This window comes from Candidatus Pelagibacter sp. Uisw_094 (assembly GCF_047729535.1).
Taxonomy (GTDB): Bacteria; Pseudomonadota; Alphaproteobacteria; order Pelagibacterales; family Pelagibacteraceae; genus Pelagibacter.
Genome location: NZ_CP159823.1, coordinates 988,917 through 1,012,549, shown reverse-complemented (window position 1 = coordinate 1,012,549; position 23,633 = coordinate 988,917). Strand labels below are relative to the sequence as shown.

The window sequence follows — 23,633 nt, the reverse complement described above, 5'->3', positions numbered from 1 at the left end:
AAGATATTTAACTTTCAACAAGATTTATGAAAAAAATTGTTAAAATTTTTAATAACTTTATCAAAAAGACAATATTCAAAGTTGAGAATAAAACAAATGATAAGTTTCATGTCAGCAACTTTAGTAAATATATAATAGCTATTATTGCTGTATTATTTATTTACATTTTTTATTTATCGATACCGCTTTTATATGACAAAAACTGGGTACAAAATAAAATTGTAACCAAATTAAGTGATGAATTTAATATAAATTTAAGCAATTCATTTGATATTTCCTATCATATTTTACCAAAGCCTCATTATTTAATCAAAGACACGAAAACTACTTTAGCAGAGATCAAAGATTTAGCCGTTTATATTAGCCAAAATAATCTTTTCAATAAAGATAGCATTAGAATAAGTCAAGTAGTTATTGAAAAAGCAAATTTTTTTTTATTAAAAGATAATTTTAAAACACTTTATAAAAAAAGTGAAAATAAATTTTCTAAAAAAAAAATTAAAATTAATAATAGTAATATTTTTTTCAAGGACAATCTAAATGAAGTAATTTCAATTATTAAAATCTTTAATGCATTTTTATTTTTTGATGAGAAAAATTTACTTAATCTATTCGATTTAAACGGTGAAGTTTTTAACATACCTTTTAAACTAAAATATCAAAATACACTTGATTCACAAAAAAAAATTGAGATAAAAGCTCCCGATCTTCAACTAGAAATTATAAATAATTTTTTTAAAAAAGACAAAGACTTAAGTGATGGAATAAATAATATTTCTATTTTAAATTCAAATTTTAATACGAAATACAATATTAAAGATCAAGTAGTAATATTCCAATCCAATGGTTCTAGAGTTTATAAGTCTAAAATAGATTATAATGGACAACTAGCAATAAATCCATTCGATCTAAATCTAAAAATTAATCTAAATAATTATAAAATTTCTAATTTATTTACATCAAATTCTATCATCAATGAATTTATTAAATCAGGTTTGTTATTTAATGAAAATATTAGTGCACACACTTTAGTAAATATTAAATCTACAAAGAAAGATGAAATTTTTAACAAAGCTAAACTAGTGTTAAGAGTTTTAAACGGCAAAATAAGTTTTGATAACTCGATATTTATCAACAATAATATTGGCTTAATAAAAGTTTCTAATAGTGATTTATTTTTAGAAAATGATAAATTAATTTTAGCTGCTAATTTATCAATAGATATTAAAAATACCGATGAATTATATTCTTTTTTAAACACCAATAAAAGGTTAAGAAAAAATATTAAAAATATTAAGCTAAATATAATTTATGATTTTTTGAGTAATGAAATTGTGTTTAAAAATATTAAGATAGATAATAATGAAGTGAGTGATCAATTCTTGAATATAGTTGATGGTTTTAATGATAATAATTCTAATAATTTAACTAAAAGCAGAAAGTTACTGAACGAATTAATTAATCTTTATGAGGGGTAAATCATTTTTTTAGGATCTACTATTTTCTCATAATCTTTCTCATCAACAAGACCTGTTTTAAGAGTTTCATGCTTTAGTGTTGTCCCATTTTTTAAAGCTACCTTTGCAATTTTTGCTGCATTATCATACCCAATATGTGGTGCCAGTGCTGTTACTAGCATTAATGAATTATCTAAATGTTCTTTAATTCTTTTTTTGTTAGCTTTAATTCCTTTAACACAGTAAATCGCAAAATTTTTAGTACTATCTGCAATAAGATCTATCGACTGAAGTATATTATGAGCAATCATTGGCTTAAATACATTCAATTCAAAATGTCCATGAGATCCAGCAACTGTAATTCCAGTATGATTACCTATTACTTTAGCACAAACCATTGTTACTGCCTCACATTGAGTAGGGTTAACTTTTCCAGGCATAATGGATGAACCAGGTTCATTTTCTGGTAATATTAACTCACCATATCCAGCACGAGGTCCTGAACCTAAAAACCTTATATCATTTGATATTTTCATTAATGCAATAGCACAAGTATTTAGTGTACCTGAAAAATTTACAATAGAATCGTGAGCTGCAAGTTCTGCAAATTTGTTTGGAGCTGGTATAAAAGGGATTTTAGTATATTTGGCAATCTCTTTAACAATTTTTTTATCAAAACCTTTTTTAGAGTTAATTCCTGTCCCAACAGCTGTTCCACCTTGTGCTAAAAAATAAATTTCTTTAAGTGCAAGCTCTATTCTCTCAATGCATTTTTTTAACTGAACCTGATAGCCTGAAAATTCTTGTCCAAGTGATAATGGTGTTGCATCTTGCAAGTGGGTTCTGCCAATTTTAATAATATTTATAAATTCCTTAGATTTTTTTGCTAACTCTTTTTCTAAAATTTTTAAACTAGGTAATAGTTTTGATATAGTTTCTTGAGCAACAGATATATGCATAGCTGTTGGAAAAACATCGTTTGTTGATTGAGATTTATTTACATGATCATTTGGATGAACTGGTTTTTTTGAACCTTTTTTTCCACCCAATATTTCAATTGCTCTATTTGCAATTACCTCATTAACATTCATATTAGTTTGTGTGCCAGAGCCTGTTTGCCAAACCTTTAAAGGAAAATTTTCATCTAGTTTTCCTTTAATAACCTCATCTGAAGCTTTAATTATTGAGTTAGTAATTTTTTTATTGATTTGTTTTTCTTTAAAGTGGACTAATGCTGCTGATCTTTTAATGATTGCAATAGATTTTATTATTGAAATATTAACTAAAATTTTTCCAATATTAAAAAACTTGTTAGATCTTTGAGTTGATGCACCCCAATATTTATCACTAGGTACGTTGATACTTCCAATGCTGTCGAATTCTTTTCTTAATTTCATTGATTAATATATAATTAGTAATTTAATATACTTATATATTAATTTTTAAAAACTTACAGGAGCTAAATGTCAAATTTTAACAAAGTAAAAACTTTTATGGAAACCTTTGGTCAAGAAGTCAAAACTAAGCCATCTTTTAGCACTGATAAGATCAATAGTCTTAGGTATGATTTGATAAAAGAGGAATTAGAAGAGCTTAAAGAAGCAATGGAAAATAAAGATCTTTTGGAAGTTGCAGATGCTTTAACAGATATATTATATGTAACTTATGGAGCTGGGCAAGCATTTGGTATTGATCTTGATAAGTGTTTCGAAGAAGTGCAAAGCTCAAATATGAGTAAGTTAGGTGAAGACGGCAAGCCTATCTATAACGAATCTGGAAAAGTTATGAAAGGCCCTAAATATTTTAAACCTGATTTAACTAAATTTGTAAATTAGTAGGGGCGTTCTGTTACCCGGTGCCCCAGACCGTGCTTCTACAATTAACTTAAGTTAATTATGCAGCAAGTGCGTAACTTTCGTCAGCATTTAAAGTTTAGCCCGTTACGGTGGAACAATCCCGAACGAAAGAATAGCCTTTAGTCACCCGTCGATCCTGTTTCACCCCCATAAGTTGTAATGGTGGAGGTGGTGGGTACTGCCCCCACGTCCGTAATGGTTATTACGAAATTCGTTTATCGTCGTAGTTGGCAAGCCAACAGTATTAATATAAAAGCATTTGAAAGAGATTCAATAAAAAAAAAAATTCAATACAAACAATGAAATTAACTACAGAACAAGCACAAGAAATTAAAGATCAACAATCTCAACAAAATCAAACAAAAAGAGTTACTGCTCCGGCACTTGAAAATATTCTTTATGAGGCAATGCCAGCATTAGACCATGGATTTGTAAGGGTAGTTGATTATATGGGTGATGATACATCAATTGTTCAATCAGCTAGAGTTTCTTACGGAAAGGGTACCAAAAAAGTTTCAACAGATGCGGGTCTAATTAAATATTTAATGAGACATTGGCATAGCACGCCATTTGAAATGTGTGAAATTAAATATCATGTTAAGCTTCCAATTTTTATTGCTCGTCAATGGATTAGACATAGAACAGCAAATGTAAATGAATACTCTGCAAGGTATTCTATTTTAGATAAAGAATTTTATTTGCCATCAGCAGAAAATTTAGCAGCACAGTCTTCAAGTAACAGACAAGGTAGAGGTGATGTGATTGAAGGTGAACAAGCAAAAGAAGTTTTAGAACTTTTAAAAAATGATGCCGAACAAACTTATGATAATTATGAGATGATGCTCAATCAAAGATTTGATGGATCAACTATTGATGAAAATAAAAAAGGTTTAGCTAGAGAACTTGCAAGAATGAATTTAACTTTAAACACATACACACAGTGGTATTGGAAAACTGATTTATTAAATTTAATGAATTTTTTAAGACTCAGAGCAGATAGTCATGCTCAATATGAAATAAGAGTTTATGCGGACATTATGTTGGACACTGTAAAGAAATGGGTTCCAATAACCTATGATGCATTCATGGATTATAGAGTGGGAGGAACTGAAGTTTCTGCTAAAGGAAAGGTTATAATTCAAAAACTTATTAAAGGTGAAAATGTTAATCCAGATAGTTCAGGTTTATCTAAAAGAGAATGGAATGAGTTAATGGTTTCTTTTGACCTTAAAGATAAGTTGATTTAATTTTTCTAGCAAAGTCTAAATATATTTTAGAAATTTCGTGTTCAGGATTAGCTTCTACAATTGGCTTTCCTTCATCACCACATTTTCCAACTTCAGGATTTATTGGAATTTCTCCTAAAAATTCTTTTTCAAATTCTTCAGCAGTTCGCTTAACTCCACCTTCACCAAAAATTTTATATTTTTTTCCATCATCTCCTTTGAAATAACTCATGTTATCAACTAAACCTAAAATCTTAACTCCAAGCTTGTCAAACATTTTAATACCTCTTTTAACATCAAGAAGAGCTACTTCTTGAGGAGTTGAAACAATGATTGCCCCATCCATTTTAATTTCTTGTGAAAAAGTTAATTGAGTATCGCCAGTCCCTGGAGGCATATCAACAATTATAAAATCTAAATCTTTCCAACCAACCTTTTGTGTAAAAGTTTTAATTGCACTAGTAACCATAGGTCCACGCCAAATCATTGGAGTTTGTTGGTCTGCAAGAAAACCAATGGACATACATTGAATGTCATATTTTGTAATTGGAGTTAAAGTCTGGCCATCGCTTTTTGGCTTTTCATTAATATCAAACATTTTTGGAATTGAAGGACCGTAAATGTCAGCATCAAGTAAACCAACTTTGCAGCCAATTTGTTTTAAAGCTAAAGCAAGGTTAGTTGCAAAGGTTGATTTTCCAACACCACCTTTCGCACTTGATACCGCTATTGTAAATTTTGTTCCTAAAATAGGATTTTTAGTGAACTTTCTAGGCTCTAATTTTTTCTTCATTGCGTCACTTAGTTCTGGCTTTTTATCAGTCATAATCTCATCATTACTTGTTTTTTATTAGAAACACATTATATACTTTGTCATATGTCAGATGATTTTCAAGGTAGAGGAGGAAGCCCATGGGGAACACCTCCAGGAGGAGGAAACGGTTCTGGAAAAGGACCTACACCACCAGACATCGATGCATTAATTAGAGATATTCAAAGTAAAATAAAAGGATTTTTACCTGGTGGAAGTTCATCAGGAGGTAAACCAATTGGTTTAATTTTAATTATCATAGCGTTTGTATGGTTAGCAAGTGGACTTTATAGAGTGGGACCCGATGAACAAGGTGTTGTGCTTAGATTTGGTAAGTTTGTAAAAACTACTCAACCAGGATTGCATTATCATATTCCACTTCCAGTAGAGACAGTTGAGACACCAAAAGTTACAAAAGTAAATAGAATTGATATTGGATTTAGATCTGAAAGAGATAGTGGTTTTTCACAAGGTGGAGGAGTTGCTGATGTTCCTCAAGAAAGTTTAATGTTAACAGGTGATGAAAACATAGTTAATATAGATTTTTCAGTTTTCTGGGTAATTAAAGATGCGGGTAAATTTTTATTTGAAATACAAGATCCAGAAGGAACAGTAAAAGCTGCAGCAGAGACAGCAATGAGAGAAGTAATTGCAAAAAGTAAAATTCAACCAGTTTTAACTGAGGGAAGAGCTCAAATTGAAATTGAAACTCAGGAAATTATTCAATCAATTCTAGATGAATACAATAGTGGTATTCAAATTACACAAGTTCAAACACAAAAAGCGGATCCACCTGATCAAGTAATTGATGCGTTTAGAGATGTTCAAGCAGCAAGAGCAGATATGGAAAGATCTAAAAATGAAGCTGAAGCTTATGCTAACGATGTTATTCCGAGAGCAAGAGGGGAAGCTGCAAAAATTATGCAAGCAGCAGAAGCTTATAAACAAAAAGTTGTTGCTCAAGCAGAAGGTGAAGCTAGCAGATTTATATCTATTTATAATGAGTATGCGAAAGCTAAAGAAGTAACTCAAGAAAGAATGTACTTAGAGACTATGGAAAAAGTTTTAGCAGATATAGATAAAGTAATAATTGAAAAAAATGCAGGCTCGGGCGTAGTACCATATTTACCATTACCAGAGCTAGGTAAAAAAAAGGCAAGTAACTAATGAAAGCACAAAAAATTTTATTACCAATAATTATTTTAATAGGAGCATTAACATTCTTCTCTATATTTATTGTTAAAGAGGTTAATCAAGCAATTGTACTCCAGTTTGGTGATCCTAAAAAAATAATACTAAAACCAGGTTTAAACTTTAAAATACCTTTTATTCAAAATGTTGTTTTTTTAGATAGCAGAATTTTAAATCTTGATACACCACCAGCAGAAGTCATTGCATCTGATCAAAAAAGATTAATTGTTGATGCTTTTGCAAGATTTCAAATTGTAGATCCTTTAAAATTCTATATTTCAGTTGGAAATGAAAGAGTTGCAAGATCAAGATTGGCAACAATTATTAACTCAAGAATTAGAAACGTTTTAGGACAACAAGAATTACAGACATTACTATCAAAAGATAGATCTAAGCAAATGTCTTTAATTCAAGAAGGTGTAAATGCAGAAGCTAAAAAATTTGGAATTAAAATAGTAGATGTTAGAATTAAAAGAGCTGATTTACCTCAAGCGAATAGTGAAGCAATCTATAGAAGAATGCAAACTGAAAGAGAAAGAGAAGCTAAAGAATTTAGAGCAAGAGGCGCAGAAATGGCGGTAACCATTACATCAACTGCTGATAAAGATGTTTCTGTATTACTAGCCAACGCAAACAAAGATTCTGAGATCATGAAAGGTCAAGGAGATGGTGAAAGAAATAAAATTTTTGCAGATGCATTCGGTAGAGACCCAGAATTTTTTGCTTTCTATAGAGCAATGCAAGCTTATGAGACTGCTTTAATAGGCGGAGAAACTTCGGTAATTTTATCTCCTGATAGTGAATTCTTTAAATTTTTCGGTAACATAAAACCTAAAAATTAATCCAAAACAATGAAAGAGCTAATTATAGCTTTTGGTCTTTTCCTCTTCTTAGAGGGAATTCTATATGCCTTATTTCCATCCAAAATGAAAAGTATATTGCTAAAATTAAATGATGTGACTAATAGTCAATTAAGAACAGGTGGATTGATATTTGCAGTCATAGGATTTATTATTATTTGGTATATTAAAAATTAAAATGAATAAAATTAAAAAATTACTAATAGTATTTTTTACATTAACTTTTGTAATGCAAGTAAATGCTAAAGATGCACCAGCATCATTTGCTGATTTGGCAGAAAGATTAATGCCATCTGTTGTAAATATTTCAACAACAACTACTGTCACAACAAATACCAATCCTTTTCCTGGTTTTGAGTTTCCTCCTGGATCACCCTTTGAGGATATGTTTAAAGAATTTGGAACACCTCAAACTAGAAAATCTGCTGCACTAGGCTCTGGATTTATAATTGATGAAAAAGGAATCGTAATAACTAATAACCATGTTATTCAAGATGCTGAGGACATCGTAGTAAGAGTTGGTGGAGATAAAGAGTATAAGGCTACAATTATTGGTGCAGATCCTTTATCTGATATCGCGGTTCTTCAAATAGATTCAAAAGAAAAATTTACACCAGTTAATTTTGGAAACTCAGATAAAGCAAGAATAGGGGATTGGGTTATTGCAATTGGCAATCCTTTTGGTTTAGGAGGAACGGTTACTGCAGGAATAATATCGGCAAGAAATAGATCAATTGGATTATCTCGTTATGAAGATTATATTCAAACAGATGCATCGATAAATTCAGGAAATTCAGGTGGACCTTTGTTTGATATGAATGGTGATGTGATTGGAATTAACACTGCAATTCTGGGAAAAGGTGGATCTATTGGTATAGGTTTTTCAATACCATCGAATGATGCAAAAAGAGTTGTAGATCAACTAATAGAATTTGGTGAAACTAAAAGAGGATGGTTAGGAGTTAGAATTCAAGTAGTTTCTGAAGAAATTGCGGATGTTGAAAAATTAGATGAACCTAGAGGAGCATTAGTTGCTAGTGTTGCAGAAAATAGCCCATCTGACAAAGCAGGAATTAAAGCAGGAGATATTATATTAGAGTTTAACAATACTGAAATTAAAGAAATGAAAGAATTACCAATAATTGTTGCACAAACAGAAGTTGGTAAAACTGTAGATGTTAAAATCTGGAGAAATAAAAGAGAAATTACTAAAAAAATTAAACTAGGAAGACTTGAGACTTCAGAAGATTTTAAAGTAGAAAAAAAAGAAACTAAAGAAGAAAAACCTGAAATTTCTGAAATTAAATCTTTAAAAATAATTGTAAGACCATTAAATAAAAAAGATATTGAACAAAGAAAGTTACCCAATCAAACAACGGGTTTGGTTATAACAAATATTGGAAAAAATAGTCCAGTAGATTATTTAAATGTTGGTGATGTTATCGTCGAAGCACAAAAGAAAAAGATTAAATCAACTAAAGATCTTGAAGATATTGTGGGCACTGCTCTAAAATCTAATCAAAAAACAATTTTGATTGTAATTTATAACAATCAAAACCAAAGAAGATATATTGGTGTTAAGCTAGATTAATAATGGACAAACAGTCCAAAATTATCCTAATTTCAGGTCCAACCGCATCAGGTAAGTCAAATTTTGCTGTAAAGATTGCAAAAAAAATTGAAGGAGAAATAATCAATGCTGACAGCATGCAGGTTTACAAGAAGTTAAAAATATTAACTGCAAGACCAAATAGAATAGAACAAAAAAATATTAAACATCATCTTTATGGAATTGTTGATTTGAATGAAAAATTTTCAACAGGCCAATGGTTGGAACTAGCAATTAAAAAGATTAAAAGTATTCAAAAAAAGAAAAAAATTCCAATCTTAGCTGGTGGTACTGGTTTATATTTTCAGTCATTAATTAATGGTTTAGTTAAAATTCCAGAGACACCTCTTAATTTTAGAAATAAAGTTAGACTAATGTCTAAAAGAGAAGGACAAAAAAAATTTTATAAAAAACTTTTAAAGCTAGACCCCAAAATTAAAGATAAATTTGATCCAAATGATACACAAAGATCTATAAGAGCTTATGAAATTAAATCTTATACTAATATCTCCATGTACGATTGGTTAACTAAGACTAAATCTGAATTTAAAGATAGTGACTTTTTAAAACTTCATATTGAAACAAAAAGAGAAAAACTCATTGAAAGAATTAACTTAAGGACTTCTACTATGATAAATAGTGGAGCCATTAATGAAGTTAAAGAATTTATTAAACTAAAAATTAGAAAAGATCAGAGTGTAAATAAGGTAATTGGGATTGCCGAATTGACACAGTATCTAAATGATAAAACCACTTTAGAAGAAGCAAAAGAATTAATATCAATTAAAACAAGACAATACGCTAAAAGACAAGCTACTTGGGCAAGAACCAGGATGGTCTCATGGGTTAAAATTGATCCAAGCAAAGTAGGTGGTTATATAAAAAAATTAAAAAAATCCTCTCTTAAACTTGACCAATTAACATAAAGTCCGATAGATTGCCTAGATGCCAAAATTATATTCAGGTGCAGAGATAGTATTTAAATCTCTTGAAGACCAAAAAGTTGAACATATTTTTGGATATCCAGGTGGAGCAGTGCTTCCTATCTATGATGAATTAAAAAATCATCCAACTATAAAACATATTTTAGTTAGACACGAACAAGGCGCAGGCCATGCTGCAGAAGGTTATGCAAGATCAACTGGAAAACCAGGCGTTGTATTAGTTACGTCAGGACCAGGTGCAACAAATGTTGTCACTGCATTAACTGACGCTTATATGGATTCAGTTCCTTTAGTTTGTATTTCAGGACAAGTTCCTACGCACTTAATTGGAACAGATGCTTTTCAAGAATGTGACACCACAGGAATTACAAGACCTTGCACCAAACATAACTGGTTAGTTAAAGATATAAATGATTTATCAAGAATTATGCATGAAGCCTTTGAAGTTGCAACAACAGGAAGACCTGGACCAGTATTAGTTGATATCCCAAAAGATATCCAGTTTGCAAAAGCAAAATATTTTAAACCTAAAAAAGAAAAAAAATTAAATGGAAAAGTTCTTAATAAATTTAATCAAAAAGATATTGATCAATTAGTAGATTTAATGAAAAAAGCCTCCAAACCAGTTTTTTATACTGGAGGTGGAGTTATTAATTCAGGACCAAAGGCAAGTGAACTTTTAAGAGAACTAGTGGCCTTAACTGGATTTCCTATTACATCAACTTTGCAAGGATTAGGTGCTTATCCAGGAGATGATAATCAATTTTTAGGAATGCTTGGTATGCATGGAACTTATGAAGCTAATAATGCAATGCATGATTGTGACTTATTGATAAACATTGGCGCAAGATTTGATGACAGGATTACAGGAAAGATAGATGAGTTTTCTCCAAAATCTAAAAAGGTTCATATTGATATTGACCCATCATCGATAAATAAAATAGTAAAAGTTGATCTGGCTATTGTTGGTGATGTAAGTGATGTAATTAAATCAACTACTAAAACTTTAAAAAAGAAAAACTTAAATTTAGAAAAATCAAATAAACAAAAAATATCAAAATGGTGGCAACTAATTCAAAAATGGAGAACAAAACAATCTCTAAATTTTATAAATAGTGATAAGATTATTAAGCCTCAACATGCAGTTCAAAGACTATATGAATTAACTAAAAATCAAGACACATATATCACCACTGAAGTCGGGCAGCATCAGATGTGGGCAGCACAACATTATAAGTTCAATAAGCCTAATAGATGGATGACATCAGGAGGACTTGGAACTATGGGTTATGGATTACCAGCGGCAATAGGGGTACAAGTTGCACATCCTAAAAAATTAGTTATAGATATTGCTGGTGAAGCATCAATTTTAATGACTATGCAGGAAATTTCAACTGCAGTTCAATATAATTTGCCAGTAAAGATATTTATTTTGAACAATCAATATATGGGTATGGTTAGACAATGGCAGGAACTGCTTCATGAAAAGAATTACTCTGAAAGTTACTCGGAGGCATTACCAGATTTTGTAAAATTAGCTGAGGCTTATGGTTGCGTTGGTATTAGAGCGGAAAATCCAGATGAATTAGATGAAAAAATTGAAGAAATGATCAATATAGACAGACCAGTAATTTTTGATTGTCATGTAGATCAAGCTGAGAATTGTTATCCAATGATACCTTCGGGAAAACCGCATAATCAAATGTTATTGGGACCAAAAGATCAAAAAGAAAATAAAATTACAGGTAAAGGGAAATCTTTAGTTTAAAATGGCAAAATCTAAATCAGCATATAGCACACCTAGCAAATTAGGTAAAATTGATACGCATATAATTGTTGTTTGGGTTGATAACGAAGCAAGCGTATTATCAAGAGTAGTGGGTTTATTTTCTGGAAGAGGCTATAATATAGAATCTTTAGCTGTAGCAGAAGTAGATCAAAAAAATAATCTTTCTAGAATTACAATTGTAACCACTGGAACCCCTCAAGTTATTGAGCAAATTGTATTACAGTTGAAGAAGCTAGTTCCAGTTCATAAAGTTGGAAATTTTAAAAGAGAAGATAAAAAAATTATATTCAAGGAGATGGCCCTATTAAAAATCGTTGCAAACTCTAGCAAAATTAAGAAGGCTTTAAATACTTGTAAAAAATACAATCCAGTTATATTAGATAAAACAAACAAATCTGCTGTAATTCAAATAACAGCTTTAAGAAGAGAGATAGATATTGTGACAAAGAGTTTAAAACCATTTGGTCTTGTTAGTGCCTCAAGAACTGGAGCGGTGGCAATGACAAGAGGTGCAGAAATTTTTAATTAATTAAAAGGAGAAAATAATGAAAATGTTTTATGAAAAAGACGCAGATGTAGATTTAATTAAGAACAAAAAAATAGCAATTTTTGGCTATGGAAGTCAAGGGCACGCCCATGCTTTAAATTTAAAAGATAGTGGTGTTAAAGAAATTGTTGTTGCTCTTAGAGATGGATCATCAAGTGCTGCTAAAGCAGAATCAAAAGGCTTGAAAGTAATGAATTTGTCAGATGCAGCAGAATGGGCCGATGTTGTTATGATATTAACACCAGATGAACTACAGGCTGAAATTTATAAAAATCACATTGAACAAAGAGTTAAAGAGGGAACGAGTATAGCATTTGCTCATGGTTTAAATGTTCATTACGATCTTATTAAAGCTAGAAAAGATTTGGATGTCTTTATGGTTGCACCTAAAGGTCCTGGACATTTAGTTAGAAGTGAATATGAAAAAGGTGGTGGTGTGCCATGCTTGTTTGCTGTTCACCAAGATGGGTCAGGAAAAGCAAGAGATCTTGCTTTATCTTATGCTTCAGCTGTAGGCGGTGGAAGATCAGGAATTATAGAAACAACATTTAAAGATGAAGTTGAAACTGATTTATTTGGAGAACAGACTGTTCTTTGTGGTGGGTTAGTCGAGTTAATTAAAAATGGTTATGAAACTTTAACAGAAGCTGGATATGCACCTGAGATGGCATATTTTGAAACTGTTCATGAAGTAAAATTAATTGTTGATTTAATTTATGAGGGTGGAATTGCAAATATGAATTATTCTATTTCAAATACTGCTGAGTATGGAGAGTATGTTGCTGGACCAAGAATTATAGATAAGGAACAGACTAAAAAAAGAATGAAAGAAGTATTAACAGATATACAATCAGGTAAATTCACTAAAGAATGGATGAATGAGTGTAAAAATGGTCAAAAAAACTTTTTAGCAACAAGAGCTAAACTTGCAGAGCATCCAGTTGAAAAAGTTGGTGCTGAACTTAGAGCAATGATGCCTTGGATTAGTAAAAAGAAATTAGTTGATAGCGATAAGAGTTAATTTTACTAAAAAACCAAATCGATCAAAAATTATAGCCAAAATATAACATTTATTTTGCAATCTCTATTATAGATTGTATTATAGATTTTCTAAAATTATTGGTTATGAGCGACAAAGATAAAGTTATTATATTTGATACTACGATGAGAGATGGTGAGCAGTCACCCGGCGCATCAATGAGTATTGAGGAAAAAATTCAAATTGCAAGAATTTTTGATGAATTAGGAATTGATATTATTGAAGCAGGATTTCCAATAGCATCCCCAGGAGATTTTGAGGCAGTAACTGCAATAAGTAAAATTTTAAAAAATTCAATTCCATGTGGATTATCAAGAGCTAGCAAAAAGGATATAGATGCATGTCATGAAGCATTAAAAGCTGCTCCAAGATTTAGAATTCATACTTTTATTTCAACAAGTCCACTTCATATGAAATTTAAGTTAAACAAATCTCCAGAACAAGTTGTGGATGCAATAAAAGAAAGTGTAACTTATGCAAGAAATTTAACAGATGATGTTGAATGGTCTTGTGAAGATGGAACTAGAACGGACATGGATTTTATGTGTAGGATAGTTGAGACAGCAATCAGCAGTGGTGCTAAAACAATAAATATTCCTGACACTGTTGGTTACACAATTCCATCAGAATTTACTAAGATTATCACAACTTTAAAAAACAAAGTTCCAAATATAGATAAAGCTGTTTTATCTGTTCACTGTCATAACGATTTAGGATTAGCAGTAGCAAATTCTTTGGCTGGAGTTCAGGCTGGCGCAAGACAAGTTGAATGTACAATTAATGGTATTGGTGAAAGAGCAGGTAATGCTGCACTTGAAGAAATTGTAATGGCTATAAGAACAAGAAATGATTTAATGCCTTTTACAACAGGAATTAAAACTGAATTATTAAGCAAAGCTTCAAAAGTTGTCTCTAATGCAACGTTTCCAGTTCAATTTAATAAGGCAATTGTTGGAAAAAATGCTTTTGCTCATGAAGCAGGCATTCATCAAGATGGAATGCTTAAAAATAGAGAAACTTATGAAATTATGACACCAGAGAGTGTGGGGGTTAAAAAAACTTCATTGGTAATGGGAAAGCATTCTGGACGACATGCATTTAAAGAAAAATTAAATGACCTTGGTTATGCAGACGTAACTGATGACGTAATCCAATCTGCTTTTGGTAAATTTAAAGTTTTAGCTGACAAGAAAAAACATGTTTATGATGATGATATTATGGCCTTAGTTGATGATAGTTTAATTACAGACAATAAGATAAATGCAATAAATTTAAAGTCTTTAAAAGTTTTTGCAGGAACAGGTGAACCACAAAAAGCAGAAATGACGCTTGATGTATATGGTGAAATTAAATCAACATCAGAAACAGGTGATGGTCCTGTTGATGCAATATTTAAATGTATAAAAGTTTTGTACCCACATGATGTTAAATTACAACTATATCAAGTTCACGCTGTGACTGAGGGAACAGACGCTCAAGCCACAGTAAGCGTTAGAATTGAAGAAGAGGGTAAAACTACAGTTGGACAAGCCGCTGATACTGATACATTAGTAGCGTCAGCCAATGCTTATTTAAGCGCATTAAACAAAATGATTATTAAAAGAAAAAAAACTGCTCCAATGGAGCATGAAACTCAAAAAATGAAAGGTATATAATTAAGATGGCTAATTGGTTTAAAAGTTTAAGTAGTATTTGGAGTCAAGATATGGCGATTGATCTTGGAACCGCTAACACACTTGTTGTTTTAAAAGGACAAGGAGTAGTTTTAAATGAACCATCTGTTGTTGCTATAGCTGAGAACATGGGTAAAAAAACTGTACTTGCAGTTGGTGATGAAGCAAAAACCATGCTTGGAAGAACACCTGGTAACATTAGTGCAATTAGACCTTTGAGGGATGGAGTGATTGCAGACTTTATAGTTACTGAAGAAATGATTAAACATTTTATAAAGAAAGTTCATAAAAACAAAACTTTTGCAAACCCTAGGATTTTAATTTGTGTTCCAACTGGTTCAACACCTGTTGAAAGAAAAGCCATTCAAGATAGTGCATTAGCAGCAGGTGCTAGAAGAGTTCAATTAATTGAAGAACCTATTGCAGCAGCTATTGGTGCAGGTCTTCCAATCTCAGAAGCAACAGGGTCAATGGTTGTTGATATTGGTGGAGGTACTACGGAGATAGCTGTCATGTCATTAGGAGGTCTTGTTTATTCTAGATCTTTAAGAATTGCAGGAGATGCAATGGATACAGCATTAGTAAATTATATGAGAAAAGAATATAATCTAATGATTGGAGATAGTACTGCTGAAAAAATAAAAAAAGAAATTGGTACAGCTATTCCATCAAACAGTAATACTTATGCTGTTAAAGGTAGAGATTTAAGATCAGGAACACCTAAAGAAGTAAATATTACTGAAGAAGATACAGCTGAAGCTTTAAATGATATCTTAAAAGAAATGGTGAATGGGATAAAAGATGCTCTTGAAAACACTCCTCCTGAATTATCAGCTGATTTAGTAGATATGGGTCTAACGTTAACAGGTGGTGGAGCTTTATTAAAAAATATTGATAAAAGATTCTCTAAAGAAACTGGATTGCCAGTTTTTATAGCAGACGATCCATTAGCATGTGTTGCAATTGGGACTGGAAAAGCTTTAGATCAAGAAGAAACATTCTCTACTATGCTATCTGAGTATTAGAAATAATGGAATCAAGCAGAGATGATTTTGTAATTGCATTAAGGTCTGCTTTTTTAAAAAAAGGAACACAGCAAAGGTTTTCATTATTAAGTTTAATATTTTTTTCTATAATCTTTTTAATTTTAGGTAATTTTAATTTTAAAGTTATAAATTATATAAAATTGGGTATTAATGAAATAGTTTATAGATCTTCTTTTATAGTTTCTGTACCAGAGAACTTATTAAAGGATAGTTATCTTACACTTCAAAATCACAACAAACTTTATAAGAAAAATGAAAAAATTAAATTTGAATTAGAAATTTTAAAAGCTAAAGATTTATCAAATGAATTTATAATTTTAGAGAACCAAAGATTAAAAAGTATAGTTGATGATTATCTGGTTAAATCAGACACTATAATTGCTAAAGTTTTAAGTGATAAAGGAAGTCCATTTTTAAGATCAATCATCATTAACAAAGGCAGTAAGCATAAAATTAACCTTGGTATGGTTGTAATGGATGGAGCATATCTTGTGGGAAAAGTTGTGGAGGTTAATTATTTGTCATCAAGGGTATTATTACTTTCAGATTTGAATAGTAAAATTCCAGTTATAGTAGAACCAAACGCAGTATTCTCTATTCTTTCAGGCACAGGTAAAAATTATGGGATTATTCAATATAGCAAAAAATACGATGATATTAAAAGTGAATCTGTTATTTATACCTCTGGAGCAGGCAATTTATTTAAGGCTGGAATACCCATAGGCAAAATAAATGATAATTTCTTAAACGATGAAAAAAACGTTGAATTTTTTTCAGATTTCTCCCAATTAAGATTTGTAAAAGTTTTGTCGTTCTTAAAAAGTGAGACTGAATGACAGAACTAAGAAACAAAAATTTGATTAGAAAAATATTATCAAATATACCCATACTTCTACTTTTTATATCTGTTTTAAATAATTTTGATTTTAATCATTTGGGTTTGAAATATTTTTCATTTAATTTTTCTTATATTTTAATCTTTTATTACAGTTTAAAAAAAAGTGAAAGTTTAGGATATACTTATATTTTTATTGCAGGGTTATTTAATGATGTTGTGACAGGAACCCCAATGGGATTAAGTAGTTTAATGTATCTAATACTTTGTGTTGCAGCATCCTATCTTAGAAACATTACTTTAAGACCAAATTTAATAAACGATTGTATATTTTTTCTTATAACAATATTGATTATAAACTCATTAATGTTTGTATCTCTAAATTTTATTTTTAATTATGAATTAAATTATTTTGATCAAATAATAAATATTACATATACATTTTTATTTTATTTCCTATTTTCAAATTTATTTGATTTTTTTGAAAAATATCTTGTGGGTAGAAGTAATGCTAGGTGAAGATTTTGGTGTAAAAAAAGTTCAAACCATTAATAGAAGAATGTTTATTATTGGTGCTGCTAAGTTTATTGTATTTACTGGAATAATAGCTCGATTATTTTCATTACAAATAACAGAGAACAAAAAATATCTAACATTATCTGACAAAAACAGATTACGTGAATGGAGATTACCTCCAATTAGAGGCGAGTTTTTAGATTATTTTGAAAATGTTATTGCAGGTAATTTAGAAGTATATCAATTGCATGTCATTCCTGAAGAAGTAGAAGATTTTAAATATCTGATGGTGAGGTTAAAAGAAATTTTAAATATCAGTAATAATGATTTTAAAAAAATAATAAAACAAAAAAATAGTCAAAAACCATGGGAAACTATAATTATCTCAAAAAATTTAACTTGGGAGCAGTTCACAAAGGTCAATTATTACTTACACGATTTAGTAGGAGCCAAACCAGTTCTTTCTGTTTCGCGTAATTATCCATTTAATGAAAATTATACACATGTATTGGGTTATGTAAGTGAAGCTAGTGAAAAAGATATTTTAAATAATGAAATTATTAAAAATACACATGTACCAGGACTTAAAGTGGGAAAAACTGGTTTAGAAAAAACTTTTGAAAATGAACTAATCGGAACTAATGGTATACAAAGATATGAGGTTAATGCTTACGGTAAAAGAATTAGACAAGTTGATCACACAAATGGATTAAATGGTAAGATAATAAAGCTCACAATAGATACAGAAATTCAAAAGTTTTGTAATGAGCTATTAAAAGATGTGGCTGGTTCAATAAGTGTAATGGATATTTATACGGGTGAAATAGTTGCTATGCAATCATCACCATCGTTTGACCCTAACTTATTTCTTTTTGGAATTAATCAAGATGATTGGCAGTTAATTAGAAACCATCCATTGAAGCCATTAGTTAATAAAACTTTATCAGGCTTATACTCACCAGGCTCAACATTTAAACCAATGGTAGCTTTATCTGCACTAGAAAATGGAATTATTGATGAAAATTTTAAAGTTAACTGTAGTGGAAAAATTGAAATGTATGGACAAACCTATCATTGCTGGAAAAAAAGAGGACATGGTGTTGTAGATTTAAAAAGTGCGATGAAGCAGTCTTGTGACACATATTTTTATGAGATAGCAAGAAAACTTGGTGTAGACCGATTAAAAGAAACATCTACAAAATTTGGCCTTGGAGAAAAAGTTTTAAATGAAACATTTAGTATTGAGAAAAAAGGATTAATTCCGGACACTAAATGGAAAAAAAATAATTTAGGAAAAGGTTGGGTTATAGGTGAAACATTAATTACAGGTATTGGACAAGGCTACACTCAAACAACTCCATTACAATTATGTCAAATGACAGCCCAGCTCGCAAATGGAGGATTCAAAATTTATCCAAAAATAATAGTAGATGAAAATAGCAAAACGGTAGAAGAAATTAAATTTTTAATGAACGAAAATAGAAAAGAATTAGAAAAAAAAATAATGGATTAAAAGAAGCAAAAGAACTTTTAGAGTTTTTAAATAAAAAAAAACATGAACCTTTGTTTAAAAGTTCTAAAAATATAAACCTAGTTCGTGAAGCGATGTTTGCTTCGACTAATGAAATCAGAGGAACTTCTTATAAATCAAGAATTGATGATCCAAAATATCAATTTGCTGGAAAAACAGGAACATCACAAGTTAGAAGAATTACAGAAGCAGATCGTGAACTTGATTTAAAAACATTTGAAATTCCATATAATGAAAGAGATCATGCACTATACATAGCTTTTGGACCTTATAAAAGTCCACGATATGCACTAAGTATTGTTATAGAACACGGTGGATCTGGAAGTTCAACTGCAGCACCAATTGCAAAAAAACTTTTTAAGTTAATTATAGATAGACACGAATTAAGAGAAAAGAAAAGTAAACAAAATGATTTAGAAACATAAATGCAATATAATTCATTTAATACGCAGCCCACTTTTTTTCAAAAATTAAAAAATTTTGACTATATTTTATTAATTTGTATTTTATTACTTGGGTTGATTAGTGCTTTGTCTATGTATTCAACAGATGGAGGTGAAATTTTATTTCATAGTAAAAGTCATATTTCAAAGTTTTTAATATTTTTTACAATGATGATTTTCATGTCATTTTTTAATATTAAATTTTGGCATTACGTTGCTTATTTGTTTTATGTAGTGGTTCTATTTCTTCTAGTTTGGGCTTCTTTATATGGTGTTAAAGCCTCAGGATCTCAAAGATGGATTAATTTATATTTTATTAACTTACAACCATCTGAATTAATGAAAATTGCAATAATAGTATGTCTTGCTAAATATTATCACCGTATACAACTGAATAAAGTTAATAGTTTTCAAGTTATGTTTGTTGCTTTAATAATTTTAATTTTACCAATCATGCTTGTTATTACTCAACCTGATTTGGGAACTTCAATTTTAATTGCATTGAGTGGATTAGTAGTTATTTGGCTTGCTGGAATTAATATCAAATATTTTGCATATTCATTTCTATCTTTATTAATTTCAATGCCTTTTGCTATTGCTTTTTTACAACCTTATCAAAAACTTAGAATCTTAACATTCCTTAACCCCGATAGAGATCCTTTAGGTGCGGGTTATCAAATTATTCAATCTAAAATAGCAGTTGGATCAGGAGGTTTAAGTGGTAAAGGCTTCTTAAAGGGAACTCAAAGTTATTTAGAATTTTTACCAGAAAAGCATACAGATTTTATTTTTACTCTATTTGCTGAGGAATTTGGTTTTTTAGGGTCTCTAGCTTTATTACTAATTTATATAATCATTATTTACAGAGTACTAAGAATTGGTACGATCTCGAGAAGTTATTTTGCTAAACTTTTTTGCTATGGTTATGGGTCTGCAATATTCTTTTACGTAACAGTAAATATGTCCATGGTTTTGGGTTTATTGCCTATAGTAGGATCACCGCTACCAATTATGTCATATGGAGGATCTTCAATGCTTGCAACAATGATCGGGTTTGCAATTGTTATGAGTGCTAAAATTAATTATAAACAGCTAATAGCTTAAGTTTTTTAAGGCTTTTCTTGTCGAATTTGTCGCGAGAATATTTAAATTTAAGAATTATATAAAGTCTCATGGAAAAAAATTTAAAAATTGGAATTGTAGGTGCTGGTATACAAGGTATTTCCAATGCTTTATTTTTACAAAAAAAAGGTTTTAAGGTAACAATTTTTGATAGAGATGAGCCTGGTAGTCCCGCTGCATCTTACGGTAATGCAGGTCATTTTTCTCCATATGCATCCGTTCCTATAAATAGACCTGATGTTTTAAGTGATGTACCTGCAATGCTTTTAAGCTCGACAGGTCCACTTGCACTTAAATGGAACTATGTTCCAAAAATGATACCTTGGTTTCTTCAATTTATTAGAAACTGCACAACAAAAAAAATGATGCATACTGCTAAAAATATGCATCAAATATTGGATTTAGCATTACCTGCTTATGATGAATTGTTTGATGAAATAGAACTTGGAGGATTGGTTGAAAAAAAAGGTATTTTATATATTTGGAACGATCAAAATTTAAAAAGTAGAGAGCTTGAAATTAATATTAGAAATGAGCTGGGTGTTGACCAACAAGAAGTAACACCAAAAGAAATTCATGATTTAGAACCAAATATAAAACCGATCTATCATGGAGGTGTTTATTATCAATATGGTAGACACGCTAGAAATCCTAAAAAAATTCTTTTAAAACTTTATGATCTTTTTTTAAAAAAGGGTGGCAAGTTTTTAAAAATGAACATCAAAGACATAAATTTTGATAATGAAAAACCAGTTATAAAAGCTGAAACGCAAAGCTTTCTTTTTGATAAAATTGTAATTGCCTGTGGTTCATTTTCAAAAAAATTAATTGATAATTTAGATGAAAAAATACCTCTTGATACTGAAAGAGGGTATCATGTTCATTTTAAAGATTGCGACCACCTTTTAAGTAGACCCGTAATTTTTCAAAATAGAGGATTTGGTATTACGCCTATGGAACAAGGACTTAGAGTAGTAGGGACTGTTGAATTTGGTGGATTAGATAATCCAGTATCTAAATCAAGAGTTAAAAATTTAATTAATAATGCAAAATATATGATGGGTGATTTACCTGAGCATGAAGACGAGTGGCTCGGTTTTAGGCCTACATTACCAGATTATTTGCCAGTAATAGGACCTTCTAAAAAATATAAAAATGTTTTTTATTGTTTTGGACATCATCATTTAGGATGGACTTTAGGACCAATTTCAGGGAAAATAATCTCTGGAATGATTGCCGAAGAAAACACAAACTTAGATTTAAAGCCATATAGCTCTCTTAGGTTTAACTAAGTGATAAATAAAAACAATGTTGCTTATGTTTTTCTATTTTTTGCAGCTTTATTTTGGTCTGGAAACTTCTTAGTTGGAAAATTTGCAAGCCAATATGAAGTACCCCCATTTTCATTAAATTTTTATAGGTGGCTTTTTGCTTGGTTGATTTTAGCACCATTTACGATGCAAGAAATATTAAAAAAAAGAAATTATATTTTAGAAAATTATAAATATTATATGATACTTGGAATAACGAGTGTCACCATATTTAACTCAATAGTTTATTATTCCTTAAATTTTACTCAAGTGATTAGTGGAGTATTGATGATTTCAACAATACCTGTAATGATTATATTTATTTCTTCAATTTTAAAAATAGAAAAAACTAACACTTTCCAAATATTGGGAGTTGCATGCTCTTTTATTGGAGTAGTTTTAATTATAACTAAAGCAAATCTTGGAATATTATTGAATTTAGATTTTAATAAAGGAGACATTACAATGGTATTTGGAATGTTATCATGGGCCACTTATTCAGCTCTATTAAAGAAAAAAAGACATGAACTATCTCAACTAGGGTTACTAGAGGTGGTAATTTCATTTGGTTTTATTTTCTTAATACCAATTTACTTTATAGAGTATCAAATGGGCTTTAGGATTGTTTTAAATCAAAACTTTTACATGATTTTATTTTATGTAGTTTTATTTCCGGGTCTTATTTCTTTTATTTTTTGGATAAAAGGAGTTGCTTTAATTGGTGCTAATAGAGCAGGTATTTTTTTACATATGATGCCTATTTTAAGTGCAATTATGGCCATGATTATTTTTAATGAAAAATTTATGTTTTACCATATGTTGGGTGCAATATTTATTTTAACAGGAATTCTTTTATCAAATAGAAAGACTAAAAATGCTTAAAGTTGCAATCTTAGATGATTATCAAAATGTTTCTCATGAGTTTGTTGATTTAAAAAAATTATCAGGAGAGTATGAATTTAAAATATTTAGTGAACCATTTGAAGATGAAGCAGACGCCATAGAACAATTATCAGACTTTGAAGCATTATTAATAATGAGAGAGCGAACTCCAATTACTAAAAATTTAATCGATAATTTAAATGATCTTAAATACATCATAACAAGTGGCTCAAGAAATAAAGCCATAGACCTAGCTGCCGCTAAAAAAAGAAAAATTATTGTATGTGGAACTGAGATTGGTTTTTCAGGTACATCTGAATTAACTTGGGGTTTAATCTTAGGTTTAGCTAGAAATTTTAAAGAAGAAATTGATAATATGTATCAAGGTTACTGGCAATCAACTATTGGCTTTGAACTTAAAGGAAAAATTTTAGGTTTAGTAGGTCTTGGAAGAGTTGGATCTCAAGTTGCTAAAATTGGTAAAGCTTTTGGTATGGAAGTTATGGCTTGGAGTGAAAATTTAAACCTAGATACGTGTAAAGAATTAGATGTATTGCCATGTAGTAAAGAAGATTTACTTCAAAATTCAGATTTTCTATCTATTCACGTTCAAGGTGGAGAAAGATATAAAGAATTAATAAAACTAAAAGAGTTAGACACAATGAAGAAAACTGCTTTTTTAATTAATACTTCTAGAGGAAATATTATTAATGAGGACGATTTAATTATTGCATTATCAACCAATGTTATTGCTGGTGCTGGCCTTGATGTTTATGAGAAAGAACCTTTGCCAGAAGGTAATAAACTAAGATTTTTACCAAATGCATTATTAATGCCTCATGTTGGTTATGTTACTGCAGAAAATTATAGCATGTTCTATACACAAATGATCGAAGGTTTAGAGGCGTGTGTTGCTGGTAAACCTTTAAGAGTATTAGAATAAATT

The 23,633-nt window shown here is 30.1% G+C and carries 23 protein-coding genes and 1 other RNA gene; 21 read left to right on the top strand and 3 right to left on the bottom strand.

The features are described 5' to 3' along the window. Positions 1–26: 26 nt before the first annotated feature. Entirely contained in the window at positions 27–1,478 is a 1,452-nt protein-coding gene (locus ABXT72_RS05575) for a hypothetical protein (RefSeq protein ID WP_415277973.1), read from the top strand. Here the strand turns inward: ABXT72_RS05575 and fumC are convergent. Then, positions 1,466–2,854 (bottom strand): class II fumarate hydratase, encoded by a 1,389-nt coding sequence (gene fumC / locus ABXT72_RS05570; RefSeq protein WP_415277972.1) that lies wholly within the window; start codon positions 2,852–2,854, stop codon positions 1,466–1,468. The genes ABXT72_RS05575 and fumC overlap by 13 nt on opposite strands. A 66-nt stretch (positions 2,855–2,920) precedes the next feature. Between fumC and ABXT72_RS05565 the strand changes: the two genes are divergently transcribed. Further along, positions 2,921–3,292, top strand: coding sequence for a phosphoribosyl-ATP diphosphatase (locus ABXT72_RS05565; protein ID WP_415277971.1), 372 nt, complete (start codon positions 2,921–2,923; stop codon positions 3,290–3,292). On the opposite strand, the gene ssrA is transcribed toward ABXT72_RS05565, so the two are convergent. Beyond that, positions 3,291–3,591, bottom strand: a transfer-messenger RNA (tmRNA) gene (ssrA, locus tag ABXT72_RS05560). The two genes, ABXT72_RS05565 and ssrA, sit on opposite strands and share 2 nt — an antisense overlap. A 21-nt stretch (positions 3,592–3,612) precedes the next feature. Here ssrA and thyX point away from each other — a divergent pair. Further along, on the top strand, positions 3,613–4,560 hold the full coding sequence (gene thyX, locus ABXT72_RS05555; RefSeq protein ID WP_415277970.1) for an FAD-dependent thymidylate synthase: 948 nt from the start codon (positions 3,613–3,615) through the stop codon (positions 4,558–4,560). Here the strand turns inward: thyX and ABXT72_RS05550 are convergent. Next, complete coding sequence (locus ABXT72_RS05550; protein ID WP_415277969.1) at positions 4,541–5,365, bottom strand: Mrp/NBP35 family ATP-binding protein; 825 nt, start codon at positions 5,363–5,365, stop codon at positions 4,541–4,543. The genes thyX and ABXT72_RS05550 overlap by 20 nt on opposite strands. A 51-nt stretch (positions 5,366–5,416) precedes the next feature. On the opposite strand from ABXT72_RS05550, the gene hflK reads away from it, so the two are divergent. The 18 genes from hflK (at position 5,417) to ABXT72_RS05460 (ending at position 23,630) form a co-directional block, all read left to right on the top strand. After that, entirely contained in the window at positions 5,417–6,517 is a 1,101-nt protein-coding gene (gene hflK / locus ABXT72_RS05545) for an FtsH protease activity modulator HflK (RefSeq protein ID WP_415277968.1), read from the top strand. After that, positions 6,517–7,383, top strand: a complete 867-nt coding sequence (gene hflC, locus ABXT72_RS05540; RefSeq protein ID WP_415277967.1) for a protease modulator HflC — start codon at positions 6,517–6,519, stop codon at positions 7,381–7,383. The genes hflK and hflC overlap by 1 nt, the downstream gene beginning before the upstream one ends. Before the next feature lie 9 nt (positions 7,384–7,392). After that, a complete protein-coding gene (locus ABXT72_RS05535; protein WP_415277966.1) occupies positions 7,393–7,578 on the top strand; it encodes a DUF2065 domain-containing protein in 186 nt (61 codons plus the stop codon). A 1-nt stretch (position 7,579) separates the two neighbouring features. Continuing rightward, complete coding sequence (locus tag ABXT72_RS05530; RefSeq protein WP_415277965.1) at positions 7,580–8,992, top strand: Do family serine endopeptidase; 1,413 nt, start codon at positions 7,580–7,582, stop codon at positions 8,990–8,992. Positions 8,993–8,994: 2 nt separating this feature from the next. Beyond that, a complete protein-coding gene (miaA, locus tag ABXT72_RS05525) occupies positions 8,995–9,936 on the top strand; it encodes a tRNA (adenosine(37)-N6)-dimethylallyltransferase MiaA (RefSeq protein ID WP_415277964.1) in 942 nt (313 codons plus the stop codon). Positions 9,937–9,955: 19 nt separating this feature from the next. Continuing rightward, positions 9,956–11,722, top strand: a complete 1,767-nt coding sequence (locus tag ABXT72_RS05520) for an acetolactate synthase 3 large subunit (protein WP_415277963.1) — start codon at positions 9,956–9,958, stop codon at positions 11,720–11,722. Position 11,723: 1 nt separating this feature from the next. Beyond that, positions 11,724–12,272, top strand: a complete 549-nt coding sequence (gene ilvN, locus ABXT72_RS05515) for an acetolactate synthase small subunit (RefSeq protein ID WP_415277962.1) — start codon at positions 11,724–11,726, stop codon at positions 12,270–12,272. Positions 12,273–12,288: 16 nt separating this feature from the next. Continuing rightward, positions 12,289–13,311: a ketol-acid reductoisomerase gene (ilvC, locus tag ABXT72_RS05510; protein ID WP_415277961.1), complete on the top strand. Its 1,023-nt coding sequence runs from the start codon at positions 12,289–12,291 to the stop codon at positions 13,309–13,311. 104 nt (positions 13,312–13,415) lie between these two features. Continuing rightward, positions 13,416–14,984, top strand: coding sequence for a 2-isopropylmalate synthase (locus tag ABXT72_RS05505; protein WP_415277960.1), 1,569 nt, complete (start codon positions 13,416–13,418; stop codon positions 14,982–14,984). A gap of 5 nt (positions 14,985–14,989) precedes the next feature. Continuing rightward, positions 14,990–16,027: a rod shape-determining protein gene (locus ABXT72_RS05500; RefSeq protein WP_415277959.1), complete on the top strand. Its 1,038-nt coding sequence runs from the start codon at positions 14,990–14,992 to the stop codon at positions 16,025–16,027. A gap of 5 nt (positions 16,028–16,032) precedes the next feature. Then, the gene (mreC, locus tag ABXT72_RS05495; protein ID WP_415277958.1) at positions 16,033–16,884 is read left to right on the top strand and encodes a rod shape-determining protein MreC; all 852 of its coding nucleotides are present in this window, start codon (positions 16,033–16,035) and stop codon (positions 16,882–16,884) included. Next, the gene (mreD, locus tag ABXT72_RS05490) at positions 16,881–17,402 is read left to right on the top strand and encodes a rod shape-determining protein MreD (RefSeq protein ID WP_415277957.1); all 522 of its coding nucleotides are present in this window, start codon (positions 16,881–16,883) and stop codon (positions 17,400–17,402) included. The genes mreC and mreD overlap by 4 nt, the downstream gene beginning before the upstream one ends. Beyond that, the gene (gene mrdA, locus ABXT72_RS05485; protein WP_415277956.1) at positions 17,365–18,912 is read left to right on the top strand and encodes a penicillin-binding protein 2; all 1,548 of its coding nucleotides are present in this window, start codon (positions 17,365–17,367) and stop codon (positions 18,910–18,912) included. The genes mreD and mrdA overlap by 38 nt, the downstream gene beginning before the upstream one ends. Before the next feature lie 50 nt (positions 18,913–18,962). Further along, positions 18,963–19,355 carry a penicillin-binding transpeptidase domain-containing protein gene (locus tag ABXT72_RS05480; RefSeq protein WP_415277955.1) on the top strand — a complete coding sequence of 131 codons (393 nt, stop codon included), beginning with the start codon at positions 18,963–18,965 and terminating at the stop codon, positions 19,353–19,355. Continuing rightward, positions 19,356–20,477 (top strand): rod shape-determining protein RodA, encoded by a 1,122-nt coding sequence (gene rodA, locus ABXT72_RS05475; RefSeq protein ID WP_415277954.1) that lies wholly within the window; start codon positions 19,356–19,358, stop codon positions 20,475–20,477. A 68-nt stretch (positions 20,478–20,545) separates the two neighbouring features. Further along, positions 20,546–21,787 carry an NAD(P)/FAD-dependent oxidoreductase gene (locus ABXT72_RS05470; RefSeq protein ID WP_415277953.1) on the top strand — a complete coding sequence of 414 codons (1,242 nt, stop codon included), beginning with the start codon at positions 20,546–20,548 and terminating at the stop codon, positions 21,785–21,787. Continuing rightward, on the top strand, positions 21,788–22,687 hold the full coding sequence (locus ABXT72_RS05465) for a DMT family transporter (protein WP_415277952.1): 900 nt from the start codon (positions 21,788–21,790) through the stop codon (positions 22,685–22,687). Beyond that, positions 22,680–23,630, top strand: coding sequence for a D-2-hydroxyacid dehydrogenase family protein (locus tag ABXT72_RS05460; protein WP_415277951.1), 951 nt, complete (start codon positions 22,680–22,682; stop codon positions 23,628–23,630). Before ABXT72_RS05465 ends, ABXT72_RS05460 begins: the two co-directional genes overlap by 8 nt. Positions 23,631–23,633 lie beyond the last annotated feature (3 nt).